The sequence below is a fragment of the bacterium genome, assembly GCA_018830565.1.
GTDB lineage: Bacteria > UBA9089 > JAHJRX01 > JAHJRX01 > JAHJRX01 > JAHJRX01.
The window spans coordinates 1-15,100 of the sequence record JAHJRX010000001.1 but is presented as its reverse complement, the minus strand read 5'-3'; the positions used below and the strand labels follow the sequence as shown (position 1 = coordinate 15,100).

13 protein-coding genes, 1 tRNA gene and 2 pseudogenes are annotated in these 15,100 nt (G+C 32.5%); 3 read left to right on the top strand and 13 right to left on the bottom strand.

Features of this window, described 5'->3' with window-relative positions; translation table 11 throughout:
- Window positions 1–165 precede the first annotated feature (165 nt).
- From KJ849_00080 to KJ849_00070, 3 genes and pseudogenes are all read left to right on the top strand, one after another.
- A pseudogene (locus tag KJ849_00080) lies at window positions 166–321 on the top strand (transposase).
- A 33-nt stretch (window positions 322–354) separates the two neighbouring features.
- Window positions 355–627 (top strand): DDE-type integrase/transposase/recombinase, encoded by a 273-nt coding sequence (locus KJ849_00075; GenBank protein ID MBU2598975.1) that lies wholly within the window; start codon window positions 355–357, stop codon window positions 625–627.
- Between the two features lie 3 nt (window positions 628–630).
- Window positions 631–780 (top strand): annotated as a pseudogene (locus tag KJ849_00070) (integrase core domain-containing protein).
- 76 nt (window positions 781–856) lie between these two features.
- Here the strand turns inward: KJ849_00070 and KJ849_00065 are convergent.
- The 13 genes from KJ849_00065 to KJ849_00005 all read right to left on the bottom strand — a co-directional run bounded on the left by KJ849_00065 (window position 857) and on the right by KJ849_00005 (window position 14,898).
- The gene (locus KJ849_00065) at window positions 857–2,413 is read right to left on the bottom strand and encodes an HD domain-containing protein (protein MBU2598974.1); all 1,557 of its coding nucleotides are present in this window, start codon (window positions 2,411–2,413) and stop codon (window positions 857–859) included.
- Between the two features lie 5 nt (window positions 2,414–2,418).
- The gene (locus tag KJ849_00060; protein MBU2598973.1) at window positions 2,419–2,790 is read right to left on the bottom strand and encodes a response regulator; all 372 of its coding nucleotides are present in this window, start codon (window positions 2,788–2,790) and stop codon (window positions 2,419–2,421) included.
- Between the two features lie 7 nt (window positions 2,791–2,797).
- Window positions 2,798–4,657 (bottom strand): response regulator, encoded by a 1,860-nt coding sequence (locus KJ849_00055; protein ID MBU2598972.1) that lies wholly within the window; start codon window positions 4,655–4,657, stop codon window positions 2,798–2,800.
- Between the two features lie 176 nt (window positions 4,658–4,833).
- On the bottom strand, window positions 4,834–5,910 hold the full coding sequence (gene ribD, locus KJ849_00050) for a bifunctional diaminohydroxyphosphoribosylaminopyrimidine deaminase/5-amino-6-(5-phosphoribosylamino)uracil reductase RibD (protein ID MBU2598971.1): 1,077 nt from the start codon (window positions 5,908–5,910) through the stop codon (window positions 4,834–4,836).
- Between the two features lie 139 nt (window positions 5,911–6,049).
- Window positions 6,050–7,462, bottom strand: coding sequence for an O-antigen ligase family protein (locus KJ849_00045; GenBank protein MBU2598970.1), 1,413 nt, complete (start codon window positions 7,460–7,462; stop codon window positions 6,050–6,052).
- Between the two features lie 368 nt (window positions 7,463–7,830).
- Window positions 7,831–8,526, bottom strand: coding sequence for a CpsD/CapB family tyrosine-protein kinase (locus KJ849_00040; protein MBU2598969.1), 696 nt, complete (start codon window positions 8,524–8,526; stop codon window positions 7,831–7,833).
- 35 nt (window positions 8,527–8,561) lie between these two features.
- A complete protein-coding gene (locus KJ849_00035) occupies window positions 8,562–10,178 on the bottom strand; it encodes a hypothetical protein (protein ID MBU2598968.1) in 1,617 nt (538 codons plus the stop codon).
- Window positions 10,179–10,232: 54 nt separating this feature from the next.
- Window positions 10,233–10,835, bottom strand: a complete 603-nt coding sequence (locus KJ849_00030) for a polysaccharide export protein (GenBank protein ID MBU2598967.1) — start codon at window positions 10,833–10,835, stop codon at window positions 10,233–10,235.
- A gap of 48 nt (window positions 10,836–10,883) precedes the next feature.
- Window positions 10,884–12,131, bottom strand: coding sequence for a hypothetical protein (locus KJ849_00025; GenBank protein ID MBU2598966.1), 1,248 nt, complete (start codon window positions 12,129–12,131; stop codon window positions 10,884–10,886).
- A 383-nt stretch (window positions 12,132–12,514) separates the two neighbouring features.
- Window positions 12,515–13,090 carry a hypothetical protein gene (locus KJ849_00020; GenBank protein ID MBU2598965.1) on the bottom strand — a complete coding sequence of 192 codons (576 nt, stop codon included), beginning with the start codon at window positions 13,088–13,090 and terminating at the stop codon, window positions 12,515–12,517.
- 91 nt (window positions 13,091–13,181) lie between these two features.
- On the bottom strand, window positions 13,182–13,490 hold the full coding sequence (locus KJ849_00015; GenBank protein MBU2598964.1) for a hypothetical protein: 309 nt from the start codon (window positions 13,488–13,490) through the stop codon (window positions 13,182–13,184).
- A 37-nt stretch (window positions 13,491–13,527) separates the two neighbouring features.
- A complete protein-coding gene (gene nifS / locus KJ849_00010) occupies window positions 13,528–14,694 on the bottom strand; it encodes a cysteine desulfurase NifS (protein ID MBU2598963.1) in 1,167 nt (388 codons plus the stop codon).
- Between the two features lie 127 nt (window positions 14,695–14,821).
- Window positions 14,822–14,898 (bottom strand) — tRNA-Ile (locus tag KJ849_00005).
- Window positions 14,899–15,100 lie beyond the last annotated feature (202 nt).

The following is a 15,100-nucleotide window of genomic DNA, read 5'->3' as shown; positions in this document are numbered from 1 at the left end:
TTTGTTCCTCTCGGAGCTTCAATCATCATTACCCCTAATTCTAAAAGACTAAGAAAAAACTGAGAATGTAGTTAAGTATAGGCTAAGAAGAGCTATTTGTCAATAAAATTCAAAACTTGACAGCCATTCTCATTATAAGATTTTACAAATGGGGGGAAGCTCCGGTATAAGAAAAAGATAAGCTCGGCTATATCAGAAGGGATTAACAATAAAATTAAGCAGCTTAAACGGATGGCTTACGGATACAAGGATGTTGAGTCCTTTAGGCTGAAAATTCACCAGCCTTGCGGGTTATTAAATCATAGGAGATATCTACAATAAATACTAAAACGGGTTCAGAACCTGATGCAGCAGATGGGGCTTGAGGCAATCTACCTGGTGGCCATCATGGATTGGTTTAGCCGTTACGTGATCTCTTGGCAGTTGTCAACCAGTCTTGAGATAGACTTTTTCCTATTAGCCTTAGATGAGGCCTTGAAATCGGGCTGCCCAGAGATATTTAACACTGACCAGGGATCACAGTTTACCAGTTTATCCTTCAACCACATACTTATAGATAAAAGCATTAAGATAAGCATGGATGGTAGAGGTAGATCGCACGATAACATATTTACCGAAAGGCTCTGACGTTCTCTCAAATATGAAGAAGTCTATCTTAAAGATTATCAGAGTGTCCGAGAAGCAAAACAAGGTATTGGAAATTACTTAGCTTTCTATAACCATGATAGGCTGCATCAATCCCTTAATTATTTGACTCCAGTTGAGGTTCATTTTAATTAAGAATAATTTAAGTGTAACTTAAAAAACCTAAAAAATTGTCTTGATAAATGGGTCCACCTCAAATATTTGTTTTTTACTATGAAATTTTGAAAGGATGCATCTTCTTTGTTTCTTCAAAATTCTTTGTTCCTTCAGCAGAAAAAAGCATATTATTATTGTAAGCTCTAACTAAGGCATCTACTATTACCGGATCAAACTGTTTTCCTTTATTTTTTATAATCTTATTTATTGCTTCCTCTCGATCAATCTTTTTTCGATAAGGTCGATCTGAGGTCATAGCCGAAAAGGCATCGGCTACTGAAATGATCCTACCTGAAAGAGGAATTTCTTTTCCCTTGAGCTTTTGAGGATAACCTTTACCATCATATCGCTCATGATGAGAAGCCATAGCAGGAATAATTTCAGCTAATTGACTTACATGCTTCATAATTTCCACTCCTCCGACAGGATGTTTTCTCATCACGTTTAATTCTTTTAAGGATAACTTATCTGATTTTAAGAGAATTTTTTCTGGAATACCAATTTTACCGATATCATGTAACAAGGCTCCTAATTGAATCTTTTCCATTTCCTCCTCTGAGAATTTTAGTTCCTTAGCAATAGCCAAAGCTATAGCCATAACTTCTTCTGAATGACCTTTGGTATAATGATCTTTAGCATCTATAGCCGAAGTCAAGGAAGACACGGTGCTTAAAAATAACTCCTTTACATAATGAAAAAGACAGGCATTCTCAATAGCTATTGCCGCTTGATCAGCTAAGGCAGATAACAACTTCAAATCTCCTGAAGTAAATACCCTTCCCTCTTCATGCTCACTAATACTTATCACCCCAATAATAGACTCTTTTCCCCTCTTTAAAGGGACGCAAACTAAAGGGGTGCTCAAGAAAGAAGTAGTCTTATAATCTCCTTTTTTATTGAATTTTATCCTTTTTTCTTTAGTTATATCTTCTACTAACAAAGAAGTCTTCTCTTGGGCAACATAACCTGCTATTCCTTCCCCTACTTTAATCGTTGTTTGCTCAATAATCTCTTTATCTATGCCTACCGAAGCTACTATCTTAAGATATTTACGATCATCACTCATTAACATCAGAGAACCTTTTTTTGCTTGAAGAACATGTAAAGCTTCCTGTAAAATGGTATTAGCTACTACCTTAATATCTACAATATTTCTCAAAATGCTGCTGATTTCATATAAAAGAGTTAATTCTTCATAATTACTCGCAATCTCTGAAGCTAAGTTATTTATCTCAAATTCCTTTTGAGAAGTTTGGACGATGATATCCTTAATTAGTTGCATACACAAATCAGATGTTTTTACAAATTTACTTCTTTTTTTTTGATAGCCTAAAATTATTCCTGAAATTACATCGTTAATAACGACAGGACAAGCATACTCTATGTAATCTTTTTGTTTATTAATTATCGTCTGGTTAGGATTGATTTCAATTTGATTAATGAGGTAAAGATATTTTTCTTTGGAAGGAATGGTTATTTCGTTACTTTCTTCCTTACTTTGGAGAATAATAGTTCCTCCATCATCGAGAAGATAAAAGATAAACTCACTTATTTTAGATAACTTATCTAAAATCCCTTGGGTTTCTTCTTTCTTGATAAGTTCACTTAACATATGCCTTAGTCTTCAAATATTTCTTTCATTCTTTGGATAACCTTGGAAGGGCTAAAAGGTTTAGTGATGTATTCATTAACACCAACTTCTACTCCTTTCATCTTGTCTTCTTTTTGGCCTTTAGCTGTTAAGATAATAATATATATATCCTTTGTTTTTTCGTGTTCTTTTAATCTTTTACAAACCTCGTAGCCATTTATTTTGGGCATCATAATATCTAAGAAGATAAGATCTGGCTCTTCCGTCATCGCTTTTTGAAGAGCTTCTTCTCCATTAGAAGCACTAACGGTAAGATAACCTTCCTTTTTTAAAACAAAGATTAATGACCTTACTACATAAGGCTCATCATCAACTACTAATATCTTCTTTTTTTTCATAGCTATTCTATCCTAATATTTCTTCAATTTCTTTATAAAGATACTCCAGTTCATTGGTTTTAGTAAAATAATCTACTGCTCCTAAGGATAAAGCTCTTACTTTACCCTCTTTTATATTGTAAGCAGTAAGAACAATTATTGAAATATTTTTTGTTTCGGGTTTTTCTCTCATTTTTTGGATAACTTCATAACCATTCATCTTCGGCATAATAATGTCTAAGATTACTAAATCAGGTAACTCTGAGATCATCTTATTTAAAGCTTCCTCGCCATTATAAGCTTCAATAGTCTGATAACCTTTCTGATTTAAAGTGTATCCAATGGCTTTCACTATACCCTGATCATCATCAGCAATTAATATCTTCTTTTTTTCCTTTTTGTCTAATAAAACTGCTACTTTCTTAATTAATTCACTTTTATCTACAGGTTTATTGATATGAGCATTTGCTCCAAAGCAATAACCCTTGTTTTTTTCATCAATAATGGAGACCATTAAGATAGGAATATCCCTTGTCTGAGGGTCATTCTTCAAAATACTTACCACATCAAACCCACCAATTCCTGGCATTATTACATCTAAAGTAATTAAATCAGGAAGATAAGTTCGGGTTTTTTCTATTGCTTCTTCGGCGTTGTGAGCTTCTATCACCTTATAACCTTTCATAAAAAGATGATAGCTTAAAAACTTACAAGCATTTACTTCATCATCTACCACTAATATTAACTTCTCTTCTCTCTTTTTTTTAACCACCACTTCTTCTTTCGCTACTTTTTTAGCTGGTTTACCACTGGGAATGACAAAATAAAAAGTACTACCTTTTCCAAATTCACTCTCTACCCATATTTTTCCTTCGTAACGAGTTACAATTTGCTTAGATATAGCTAACCCTAACCCTGTTCCTTGAGGCTTATCGGTCATAAGATCTGAACTTATTTGGCTAAACTTTTCAAAAACAACTTCTATGTCTTCTTCTTTAATGCCTATTCCTGTATCTGAGACACTTACTAATACACCACAGATAGGCTTTTCTGTGAACTTAATCTCGACCCTTACTCTTCCTTGGGGAAAGGTAAACTTTATGGCATTACTTAATAAATTAGTTAGTACTTGAATAAGGCTATCTTTATCTGCATAAACAGCAGGAATATCCTCAAAAACTTCTGCCTCTAATCTTACTCTTTTTTCACTGGCTAAAACTTGAAAAGAGCTTAACATTTGTTGAACTAAAACTCCTAAGTCAATTCGCTTGAGCTTCCATTCAATCTTTCCTGCTTCGATCTTAGAAAGGTCTAAAATATCATTAATCAGGCGACTAAGGCGATCGCTTTCATTATTAATAATAGTTAAAAATTCTTTTCTAGTTTCTAGATCTTCATCAGGATTACTAAGAAGTATTTCTGCAAAAGCTTTAATAGATGTGAGAGGAGTTCTCAATTCATGAGAAACCGTAGAGACAAAATTTGTTTTTATGTTATCAGTTTCTTTTAATTTTTCATTAATTTCTTCTAACTTTTTAATATGTTTTTCTATTTCTTGAATGTTTTTTTTTCTTTCATCGATTAATTTTATAATTAATTTACTTCCTTCGTATCCAATAACTTCGCAATTTTCTGGCTTTCTTTCTGTAAGAAGTTTTTCTACTTCTTTACTTCCTGTAACATTAAAGATAGCATCAATATCTTTATTTTCTAATAAACTTAGAAAATCATTAGTAATGGGAATATTATACTGCCGGGCTAATTCCAAAGCAGGACTTTCTGGGTTTATTTCAGCTATTCCTATTATCTTTATCTCTTTATCATCACAAAATATCCTTAGTAAAGCTGCACCCCCTTTTCCTGCGCCTATTATGATAATATTATTCATAATTACTCCTATAGTGACATATAGTATCTTACTACTAACATATTAATTCTTCATTGTCAAGACATTGTTAGCCAGCAATTTGTCAGTTAAAAATCAAATACCTATGGAAAATACAAGAGAACGTTTGTTCTGGCCCAGACGTAATGGCTTGGCTGATCCTACTACTAATATCTTTCTTACTTCAAATATCCTATGACCCTAAGATCATCTCCTAATCTCTTGTACTTTACTTCTTTTAACCTTAATAATAAACTTTCTTGGGATTTAAAAAGAGAAAGCCCATGGCCAGCTATAACCGGAGATAGGTAAAATACTATCTTATTTACTAATTCTGCCTTAAGAAAAGAAAAAGAGAGTGACGAGCCTCCTTCCACCAAGAGATTAATCATTCCTTTCTTAAAGAGTTTAATTAACAATTGCCCAAGGTCAACCTTTTCATCTTTTGGAGATATCGTTATTACCTCTACCCCGCCTCTTTCTAAGGCAGAAATTGCTTTTTTATCAGCTAATTCAGTAGTGGCTACGATAGTTTGGGCTTCTTTATTTTTAAATAAGTTTAAGTTAGGACTTAAACTACCCTTGCTATCCAAGACAATTCTTATCGGATTTTTTCCTTTCACTAAACGGGTAGTAAGTAAAGGATTATCGATTAAGGCTGTATTTTTCCCAATGATAATAGCATCGACCTGACTTCGTAACTTATGCACTTCCTTTCTACTTTCTTCTCCGGTAATATGTCTTGTTTCTTTTAAAGCTGGATAATAGATCTTTCCATCTAAGCTTTCAGCTATCTTTAACTGCACAAAAGGTAGATGATGAGTAATGCTATAGATATAGGCTTCATTTAATCTTTTGGCTTCTTCTTCTAGGATTCCTACCTTAATCTTAATTCTAGAGGACTTTAGCTCATGTATCCCTCGTCCCGAAACTAAAGGATTTGGATCTACCATAGCTATAACCACTTCTTTTATGCCTGAATTGATGATTTCTTGAGTACAAGGAGGAGTCTTGCCAAAATGATTACAAGGTTCTAAATTTACATATAACTTAGCCCCTTTGACCCCTTCCTTAGCATCTCTTAGAGCATTAATCTCCGCATGGACTTCTCCTGCCTTTTTATGATAACCTTTTCCAATAATATAACCATCTTTAACAATGATTGCTCCCACCATAGGATTAGGACTAGTTAAGCCTACTCCTTTTTTAGCTAAATTTAGAGTATCCCTCATAAATTTTAAGTCTAATTTTGACATTTCTTTCTTTAGGATAGGCATGATTTATTTTTAAGAAAATCCGAGGCTATTACTGAGATTATTAACTAATAAGATATCCCTGGCTAATGTTTGAAACTATCTTTCTTAGGATTTCGCCCCTTCCTCATCCCGGCAAAATTTATAATTTTTTTAAAGGAGCATAAATATACCTTATTGCAGCGGTGATAGAAAATAAGATCCAAAAATACTTAGTCGATAAGGAGTGAAGGAAGAAGCTACAAAAACAAAAGACCACTAAGGAAACTTCTAAGCCATGACATAAGTTCATCAGGGGAAGATTATTAGTTTCTTTAAAGAATCTTTGAAATCTTTTCATCTCTTTCCAGGTATAGACAATTAAAGCTACTAAAGCCGCCAATCCTAACAATCCCATATTAGCGGCTGTATCTAAATATAAATTATGAGCTCCCGTTAAGGTAAAAGCTTCTACTGTATGAATTGCTCCTCCATATACTTTGGCTACGTCTAAATAACCCCTAAATAAATTAATTCCAAAATTTCCAATCCCTACTCCTAAGAGAGGGTAATCTGTGATCATCTTTAAAGCTGCTTTTTGAAGCTCAAACCTTACCGAAATAGCAAAATCTGCTTCCAAAAAGACGGTAGAATAAACTCTATCCCAATAAGCAGCAGGAAGAAGAGGAGCTATAATAGATGAAAGTCCTATTACTGCAAAGACAGTAGAAGGCTTAACCTTTTGTTTAATCATAATCATTAAACACATCAGTCCTAATCCTAAGGCAGCCATTCGAGAATAAGTAAAAGTAGTCGTTAATATTTGGAGTATGGCCGCCCAAAGAAGTAATGTTTTTTTCCAAGGAGTAGTTTCAGCAATAAACCAGTAAATAGTAATGGGCACAATCATTACCACCAACATAGCTAACCAATTAGCATCTCCTGTGGTTCCAGAAATTCTAGTTAGTTCCCCTCCTGCGGTAGCTACTAATTCCTTAAAAGGATTTGCCCCTAAAAACTGAATAATTCCAAATAAGGCCAATAATCCATTAGAAATAACCATGGTCCAAATAAAGATTTTTAATAATTTTTCCGTCTTAATAGTATTAATTACTAAAAAATAGTAGATAATCTGGTTGGCCACTACAAATAAGGCTCCAAAAGCAGCTCCTTTAGAAGTAGCAAACCAGAAAGAAATAAAAGCTATGGCTCCAAAAAAAAGAATATAGTTAGTCATAGGCGTATAGACAAGATCTATTTTCTTTAAAGATAGATTTACTATCCAAGCTGCCGCTGCGCCCATACCTAAAAATCTAATCAAAGACAAAACTACAGGAATATCAGCTGAGGTAAGGGTTCCTAATATACCCATGGGAATAAAACCTAAGACTGCTAAAATGCCAAAAGTAGGATTAACAAAGAGATAACAAAAGAAAAAGATCCCTAAAACGGCAAAGATAAGAAGAGTAGAAATCTTAAAGGTGAGATATCCTAAAAGTATTCCTCCTAAAAATACTAATACTTCTTGTCTGATGGTTAGTGAAAATATCTTCTGAAAAGTTTTTTCTATAAACATTCTTTAAAATCCTATAGCACTTATTAATGAAAATTTGACATAGAGCAAATTAATTTAATTCCAAGCAAGTTTATCTTTTATTGCTTGGAGTTATTTCCTATGTCCGGTTTTTGTTAATAACTACTATAAATATGCCTAATAAAAAAGTCGAATATAAATTTTATATTCGACTTCAATTCTTCATTGTTTTCAAGATAGTGGCCATCTTTCTTTATTAGGTTAAGATCTAATATTTTTATTTGTCATTTTGATATTTGATTTTTACTCTTTGATTTAATCTAATGTTTATCTGGACTCGGTATTATTTCTTGTGTTCAGTTTTGGTTAATAACTACTATCATGGCTTCGATTTAGATAAGACCTTATCTTTATAAGATCTTATAGACATAATTAGGTATATAATATTCGCGGTTGTTTAAGACTACTCCTAAAATATTTCCCTCAGTATTTCTTATTGAAGAACAAGCTAATTGAACTATCTCCCTTCTCGTCTTGCCAGAATGTACCACCATAACTATCCCATCAACTAAGGGACTTAGCATTAAAGCACTACTCGAAGCAGTAATGGCATGAGTATCATAAACAACTAAATCAAACATAGAACTTAGCCGTTGAATCGTCCATTTCATTTTTTCACTACCTAATAAACCAGCCGGATTTTGTAAAGATCTACCGGCGGTGATAATAGTTAGATTGCTAGATTTAACCTTTTTAAGAGCTTCTTCTAATTCTAATTCTCCAAGTAAAACATCAGTAAGGCCACCATTCTTATCTAAACTAAATATTTTATGTATCCCTGGATATTTTAAATTAGCATCGACTAATAAAGTATTTCTACCAGCCATTGTGGCAAAAGAAAGAGCTATATTGATAGCTATGGTCGTCTTTCCTTCCCCGGGAACGGCGCTAGCCACCATAATCTTTTTTATACCTTGACGTTTTATAATCAGCCTTAACTGATCGTATAAATTATAAAAACTTCCAAAGAAAGAAGATTTGGGACTAGGTTTGGTAACAATCTTAGCTTGTCCATCACGTTCCAAAAAACTATCTCTTCCTTTCATAATTAAACTTTCTTGATCAAACTTAAGATCAAAATTTAATAATTTTTAGGTATTGACCCTAATACTGGCAACCTTAGATACTTATAGATACCCTCTGGAGTTTCCATAGAATGGTCAATATACTCCAAGAGGAAGCATAAGCCAAAACCTACTAACAAACTCACAATTGCTCCAATTACTAAATTCATCATTTTTCGTGGTTTGATAGGACTTTTAGGTGTTTCTGCTGGTTCTACAATTCTTATATCCGTAAGTTTTAAAGCTTCAGCTAAAAGAGCTTCATCTTGTCTTTTAAGTAAAGTAATGTAGCCTTCTTCACAAAGGGTTACATTACGTTGAAGCCTGGTTAATTCCATCTCTTTTTCAGATAATCCTTCTAATTTAGTTTTATAATTTTCTACAATGATAGAAAGAGCCCTTTCTCTTGCAGCTAAAGCAGTAGCTTGAGTTTCATAATTAATTAAGCGATCGGCTAAATTAACATAAAGAGGGCTGGGAGAAGAGATGCGACTTGAGACAATCTCCTTTACTTCATCTCTTAAGCTTTGCTTTATTTTTCCAATTTGGTTTAAAACGGTAATGATTTCAGGATGTTTATCCTTGTATCTAGCTCTTAAGCCCGCTAAAATTACTTCTAAGTCAACTAATCTACCTTTATGAGCATCAACTAAAGGATTATTAGAGATAGTCATAGCACTAATAATAGTATTACTAGTTCTGGAAAGCTCTCTACGAATTTGATCCGCATTACTTTCTGCTTCAATTCTACTAGCGTGGGTTTGATTTAAAGAAGCTTCAAAGTCAGCTAAAGCACTTACTCTAACATTTACCTCAGCAGGAAGAGAGATAATTCCAGTCATCGCCCTATATCTTTCTAAATCTTTCTCTGCATTTTCTAAATTTTCCTTAGCTATTTTTACTTGTTCATTAATAAATTTATAAGCTGTAATTGCCTCTTTACTTTTAAAATCCAAAGTATATTCAATATATATCTTAATTAAGGTATTAGCAATTTGAGTAATTAATTCAGGGTCACTTCCGCTGGTACTTACCGCTACTAAATCTGTACTAGTAATGGAATCAATACTAATACTTCCTTTTAACTCTTCTAAAATAGCCTTCTTTTTAGCCTTTTCCTCTGATTGAGAAGCAACTACCATCTCTTCTTTTTCAGGGACCTTTTCTTTTAAAATATGACTCTTAATTAATCTATCTATAAAAATTCTAAATTCTAGATACAAGTATTTAGGAAATCCTATTACTTTTCCAATCGCCTTTCTCACCTTATCTTTAATAGTTACTTGTTCTTCTCTCTTATCTAAGTTTAAAGCCCTAATTACCCTATCTAAGACTTCCGTACTTTTCATAATCATGCCTTGTGTTTGGGTAATTTCTATTTTTTGAAATTGTTTAATCTCGGTAGTAAAAGGAACAGCTTGCCCTTTAGGGCCTTCGATTAATATTTTAGCGGAAGAGACATAGACAGGTTTAGCAATAAAATTTCCTATAAATACAGTCACCATAGTAATTAAGAATAATAAAACAATAACATGGCGACGTTTAAATATAATCCGAATGTATTCTCTTATATTTATACCTTCGCCAATATTTTCTCCTTCTGGAAATGAGGCCTTCTTTAATTTTTCTTCCATCTTTTTTCTTGTTATTCTTTTTCTTCTTTTAGAATTTTTGGAATAGCTTAAATTTTATAAAATACTCTCAGGAACAAGAATAATATCATCTGTCTTAAGTAAAATATCCCCTTGACCTCTCTTTTCTTTAATAATATCATGAATATTTAATTTAATGGTAATATAGCCACTTGCTCCTTTCTTTCTCAACAAGCGAACTCTCGAAGGAGCGGCAAATTCTGTAAAACCACCAGCTATAGAAATAGCTCTTAAAAGAGTAATATCTTTTTCTAAAGGGAAATTGCCAACTCTTCTTATTTCCCCAAAAATAAAGAATCTTTTACTTTTATACTCAGCTATCGTTACAGTAACTTTAGGATCTACAAGATAATCCTTAGCTAAAAATGCTCTAATCTTATCTTCCGTTTGAGAAGTAGTCAGACCAGCTACATGGATTTCTCCAACTAAAGGAAAAGAGATTAAACCATCTGGAGCTACTGTAACCACCTTGGCTAAATCTCTATGACCCCAAACAGTAATATCTAAAACATCAGGCGAACCAATAATATATCCACTTGTTATGTATTGTTCAGCTTCTGCCTTAGGTAGAAAAAAACCCAAAATAATTGATAAGTTTAAAAAAAAGAATAAGATTAAAAGTCTTTTTGTCTTTATCATTTACCTATCTTTCGTTTTATCCGCTAAATTAATCTTCTTTAACAAGTTTTAGTGATAAGTAATTACCTTTAAATTAAACATATGGTTTTTTAAATGGCCACTTCTACTGTCAGGATCAACTATCCGGCTGTCGTAAAACCGATTATCAATAAAATCATATCTTAAATTAAAATTTATACCCGAAGTAAGAGGAAGGACAACAGGTGAAAGCCACTTATGCCAACGATAATTTACCCCTATGCTAAAAGCCCAGAAATTTTCCCATCTTTCCAGATCTCTTCTAAACAATCCTCTATAATCTTTCCTTATCTTACCTCCCCAAACAAAAAGATGAGTCTTTTTCCAAAATCTTCTGCCTATTTTACCAGAAAATTCATGGTGTTCTTCAATAGTACTGATAAAATTACCGGCATTATAATTATGAAAATAATTTAATGAAGCTTCGCTAAAAGTAGCTAATTTTGACAATAGTTCAAAAGTAATGTCATTTGCCCTAAAGCTATCATTTTTATATGGAGCATGCTTAAAATCTATCTTAAATCTGTTAAAATCAATTTTTAACTCATTATTAGCATTAAGTTTATGTTCAAAATAAAGACCAAACTTTTGATATGAATTGTCCACGTCTTCATAATTTCTCCAAGCATATTCACCATTAAAGTTAACATTGCTTCTTTGGGAAATTAAATGGGATAGCTTTCCTAAAATTCTATTATTATTGCTATCGCTTAGCGGAGAACTACCTTTGGTCATCTTAAATTCCATCTTTTCTTTTATAGTTTCTAATTGAATTGTCGCTCTATATCCTAAGCGATAATTAATTCCTGGATTTAAAGTTAAAGTTTGATACTCCTTAATACTAAGTTCTGATTCTCCTGGAATAACTGTTGCTTCTCCTGCTGCTCTTGAAGCAACTTCTTGATTTGTCAAGGTAAGCAAAAGAGTTAAATTCTTAGTTAAATTATACCTTTCTCTTAGGCTTAGATTATGAGTAACACTGTTGTCTTCGGGTTTTTCTTTAGAAAAGAACCAAACACCGTCATAAGAAAAAATAGCTGGACTTTTTAAGGATTTATAATTCATTGAGATACCTGGATTAGCCCAGGTTAAAAGATCGCCCTTGTAGGTACCTTCTGATCCCATATGAGCTCTATTATTATACTTTTCCGTTAAGGTAAACGTAGGCAGAGCATCAAGTCTATCCACTCTTTTTGACCATAATTCTCTTTTATCAATTATTGAGGTAACCACCAAAAATATAATAACTCCAACCGCTATTTTTTCTTTAGAATACATTCTTTATCAAGGTTTATCAAGGTTGCTCTTTTGTTTTTCTTTCTAAGCCTTTATCTAATTTATTTTGTCAATTTTTATCAAAATTATAATAACTTATACTTTTTACTATTTTAATATAGCACTATTTTTTTTAATTTGTCAACTTTTAAATTACTGATCTTTTATTAAAATATCCTTGATATTATTTCTAATTATCTAGATTTTGTCATTCTTTCTATCGACTAACTTTTAGATAAACTTTAATCATTTCTTACCTGCTAATTAAAGTTAAGGTGATAATATACGATGAAAGATCTGCTTTTTTGTTTAAAGTAACACTTTAAACAAAAAAGGCAGAAGAAAGATTCTTCTGCCTTTTTTGTATTCTTAACTTACGATGAGCTTTATTTCAATCGCCAAAAAGCATTAATCCTTTCTAATAATCCATATGCTTGTACTTTTAAATACTTTGTTTCTCTATTCATAACTAATTCATTAGTCCAAGAACTTCTTTTAGGAAAGAATAAGATGGCCTTTTGATAAAAACAAGCACCTTTTTCATCTTGATAAGTTACTTTTTTAATAGGAGAACTCTTAACCTTTACCACCTCATATTTATTTCCTAAATCATCAATTAAATAAAAATGCCAAAGATCCAAATCTAGGTACATCTCTTCCTTATATGTCTCCATCTCCATAGCCACAACGATATACTTAAAAAAAGTGGTCTTTTTTAGCTCTTCTTCAGTCAACTCCTTTCTTTCTTCTTTGTAAACTTGATAATAAGCAGCTAACAACTCCGGACTATATAAGGTAAATTTAATCTTAGTTAAATTTACAGAATCCTTCACACCTGAGGTATCCTTAGCTTCAACTGTCCATCTTTTTTTTATTTCTTCATAAGCAAAGTTTTCTTCTTTGGTTAATCTCTCTTTTTCAATCTTCGATTTTTTTAGAGACTGATCTGCTTTTTTGAACACATTTTTTTTAAAAACACCGCAGTTAGCAAGAAATAAAAGAATAATTATGAGTGATATAAATATATTTTTAAAATTCTTGGTCAATTTATAATTATTCCTTTTTTCTCTCTTTTGTAAAATTTAAATTATTCTTTGGAACTTCTAAAGGCATAGTTAAATCAATATTTTTTCCTTGATTGATGACTTCTGGATTATATAACTGAGGAATCTTCCATCTCCATAATTTTTCTATACCTAAACCTAAGTATTTAAACACAAAATACGCTACTGTCGATTTAAATAATACTAATAAGACTAAATTAACCAGACTCATTGTATTTAAGAAGTTAATAAAAGTAGCTACCCCGGTAATAGAAAAAGCTAGACAAGCTAAATAATAACTTAGTTTATTTTCTTCCATCGTTAAACATCAAGTATCTTTATCTTACAGCCAGCAACTATCTATCTTTCTTTTGATATAAAGGTGACATTTCTCGCAATTCTTGAACTATCTTTGGTAAAATATTCAAGGTATATTCTATCTCTTCTTCTCGATTGTATTTTCCTAAACTAAACCTGAGAGAACCTTGAATCATATTCGAAGGCACATTCATAGCCATTAAGACATGGGATGGCTTTAGACTTTCGGAAGCACAAGCAGAACCAGCCGAGCAGCTTATCCCTTTATTGTCTAATCTTAACAACAAAGATTCTCCTTCTACATAGGCAAAAGAAATATTTAAGGTATTAAGGAGGGATCTTTCTATGTTTCCATTTAACTTGATCTCTGAAATCTTTTCCTTTATTCCTCTATATAACTTATTCCGAAGATTAGAAATATAAGCATTTGTCTTTTCTAAGTTTTTCCCGGCAATTTCACAAGCCTTTCCTAAGCCCACAATTCCTGGAACATTTTCCGTGCCGGCTCTAATATTTCTTTCGTGATGACCTCCTTGCTGGAGAGATTTAACCTTAATTCCTTTTCGAATATAAAGAGCTCCTACCCCTTTAGGCCCATATAATTTATGGCCAGAAAGAGATAGTAAGTCTACATTTAAATTCTTAACATTCAAACCTATCTTTCCCACACTTTGAACAGCATCCACATGAAAACCAAGGTCATAGTTTTTAACAATCTCTGCTATTTCTAAAAGAGGTTGGATAGAACCTACTTCATTGTTAGCGTGCATAATAGAGATAAGGACTGTTTCGTCTCTAATTGCTTCTTTTATCTCTTCTAAATTAACGAGACCTTCTTCATTTACGGAAATTATAGTTAAATCATAACCTTGTTTTTTTAGCTCCTGACAAGAATTTAATACGGCCGAGTGTTCAATAGCCGAAGTAATAAGATGTTTCCCTTTTTTGGGATTAGCTAATAAATATCCTTTGATTGCTAAATTATCAGATTCCGTTCCACCACTGGTAAATATTATTTCTTCAGGCTGAGCGCCTAAAAGTCTCGCTACTTGTTCTCGGCCTTTATCTACTGCTTCTCTTGCCTTTCTTCCAAAATGGTGAATACTGGAAGGATTTCCATAAGTTTCACTAAAATAAGGCATCATCTCTTCTAAGACTTCGGGATCTACTTTTGTGGTAGCGTTATTATCAAGATATACCTCCACCTCTTTTTTGCCCTTCCTTAATTAATAAAGGTAAATGTTCAGGTATAACATCTTGCTTTTCTTAGTTCTGGCTGATGGCTAACATCTGAACGATTACTTAAAACTTAACTTTTCTTAAATGCAAATCTGGTGGGCCCACAAGGACTTGAACCTTGGACACCCGGATTATGAGTCCGGCGCTCTAACCAACTGAGCTATGGGCCCTTTTAAGAAAAATACTAAAAAATGTTAGCAAACATTTCATTAGTTGTCAATCTAATTTTACTTTCTGTAACAGCAAAATGAAAATGTCCTGTTTTCCGTTAAATAGAAATGTCCTATTTTGTATTAGATAAAAATGATCTTTTATATGGGTTTATTTTAAACTTCCTCCAAGGGTGATCCAATGGAAGAATATGCACCTTTC

Bases quoted from the DNA above. Each gene is read 5' to 3' on its own strand.
- KJ849_00075 (MBU2598975.1), top strand. From the start codon at position 355: ATGGGGCTTGAGGCAATCTACCTGGTGGCCATCATGGATTGGTTTAGC.
- KJ849_00065 (MBU2598974.1), bottom strand. From the start codon at position 2,413: ATGTTAAGTGAACTTATCAAGAAAGAAGAAACCCAAGGGATTTTAGAT.
- KJ849_00060 (MBU2598973.1), bottom strand. From the start codon at position 2,790: ATGAAAAAAAAGAAGATATTAGTAGTTGATGATGAGCCTTATGTAGTA.
- KJ849_00055 (MBU2598972.1), bottom strand. From the start codon at position 4,657: ATGAATAATATTATCATAATAGGCGCAGGAAAAGGGGGTGCAGCTTTA.
- ribD (MBU2598971.1), bottom strand. From the start codon at position 5,910: ATGTCAAAATTAGACTTAAAATTTATGAGGGATACTCTAAATTTAGCT.
- KJ849_00045 (MBU2598970.1), bottom strand. From the start codon at position 7,462: ATGTTTATAGAAAAAACTTTTCAGAAGATATTTTCACTAACCATCAGA.
- KJ849_00040 (MBU2598969.1), bottom strand. From the start codon at position 8,526: ATGAAAGGAAGAGATAGTTTTTTGGAACGTGATGGACAAGCTAAGATT.
- KJ849_00035 (MBU2598968.1), bottom strand. From the start codon at position 10,178: ATGGAAGAAAAATTAAAGAAGGCCTCATTTCCAGAAGGAGAAAATATT.
- KJ849_00030 (MBU2598967.1), bottom strand. From the start codon at position 10,835: ATGATAAAGACAAAAAGACTTTTAATCTTATTCTTTTTTTTAAACTTA.
- KJ849_00025 (MBU2598966.1), bottom strand. From the start codon at position 12,131: ATGTATTCTAAAGAAAAAATAGCGGTTGGAGTTATTATATTTTTGGTG.
- KJ849_00015 (MBU2598964.1), bottom strand. From the start codon at position 13,490: ATGGAAGAAAATAAACTAAGTTATTATTTAGCTTGTCTAGCTTTTTCT.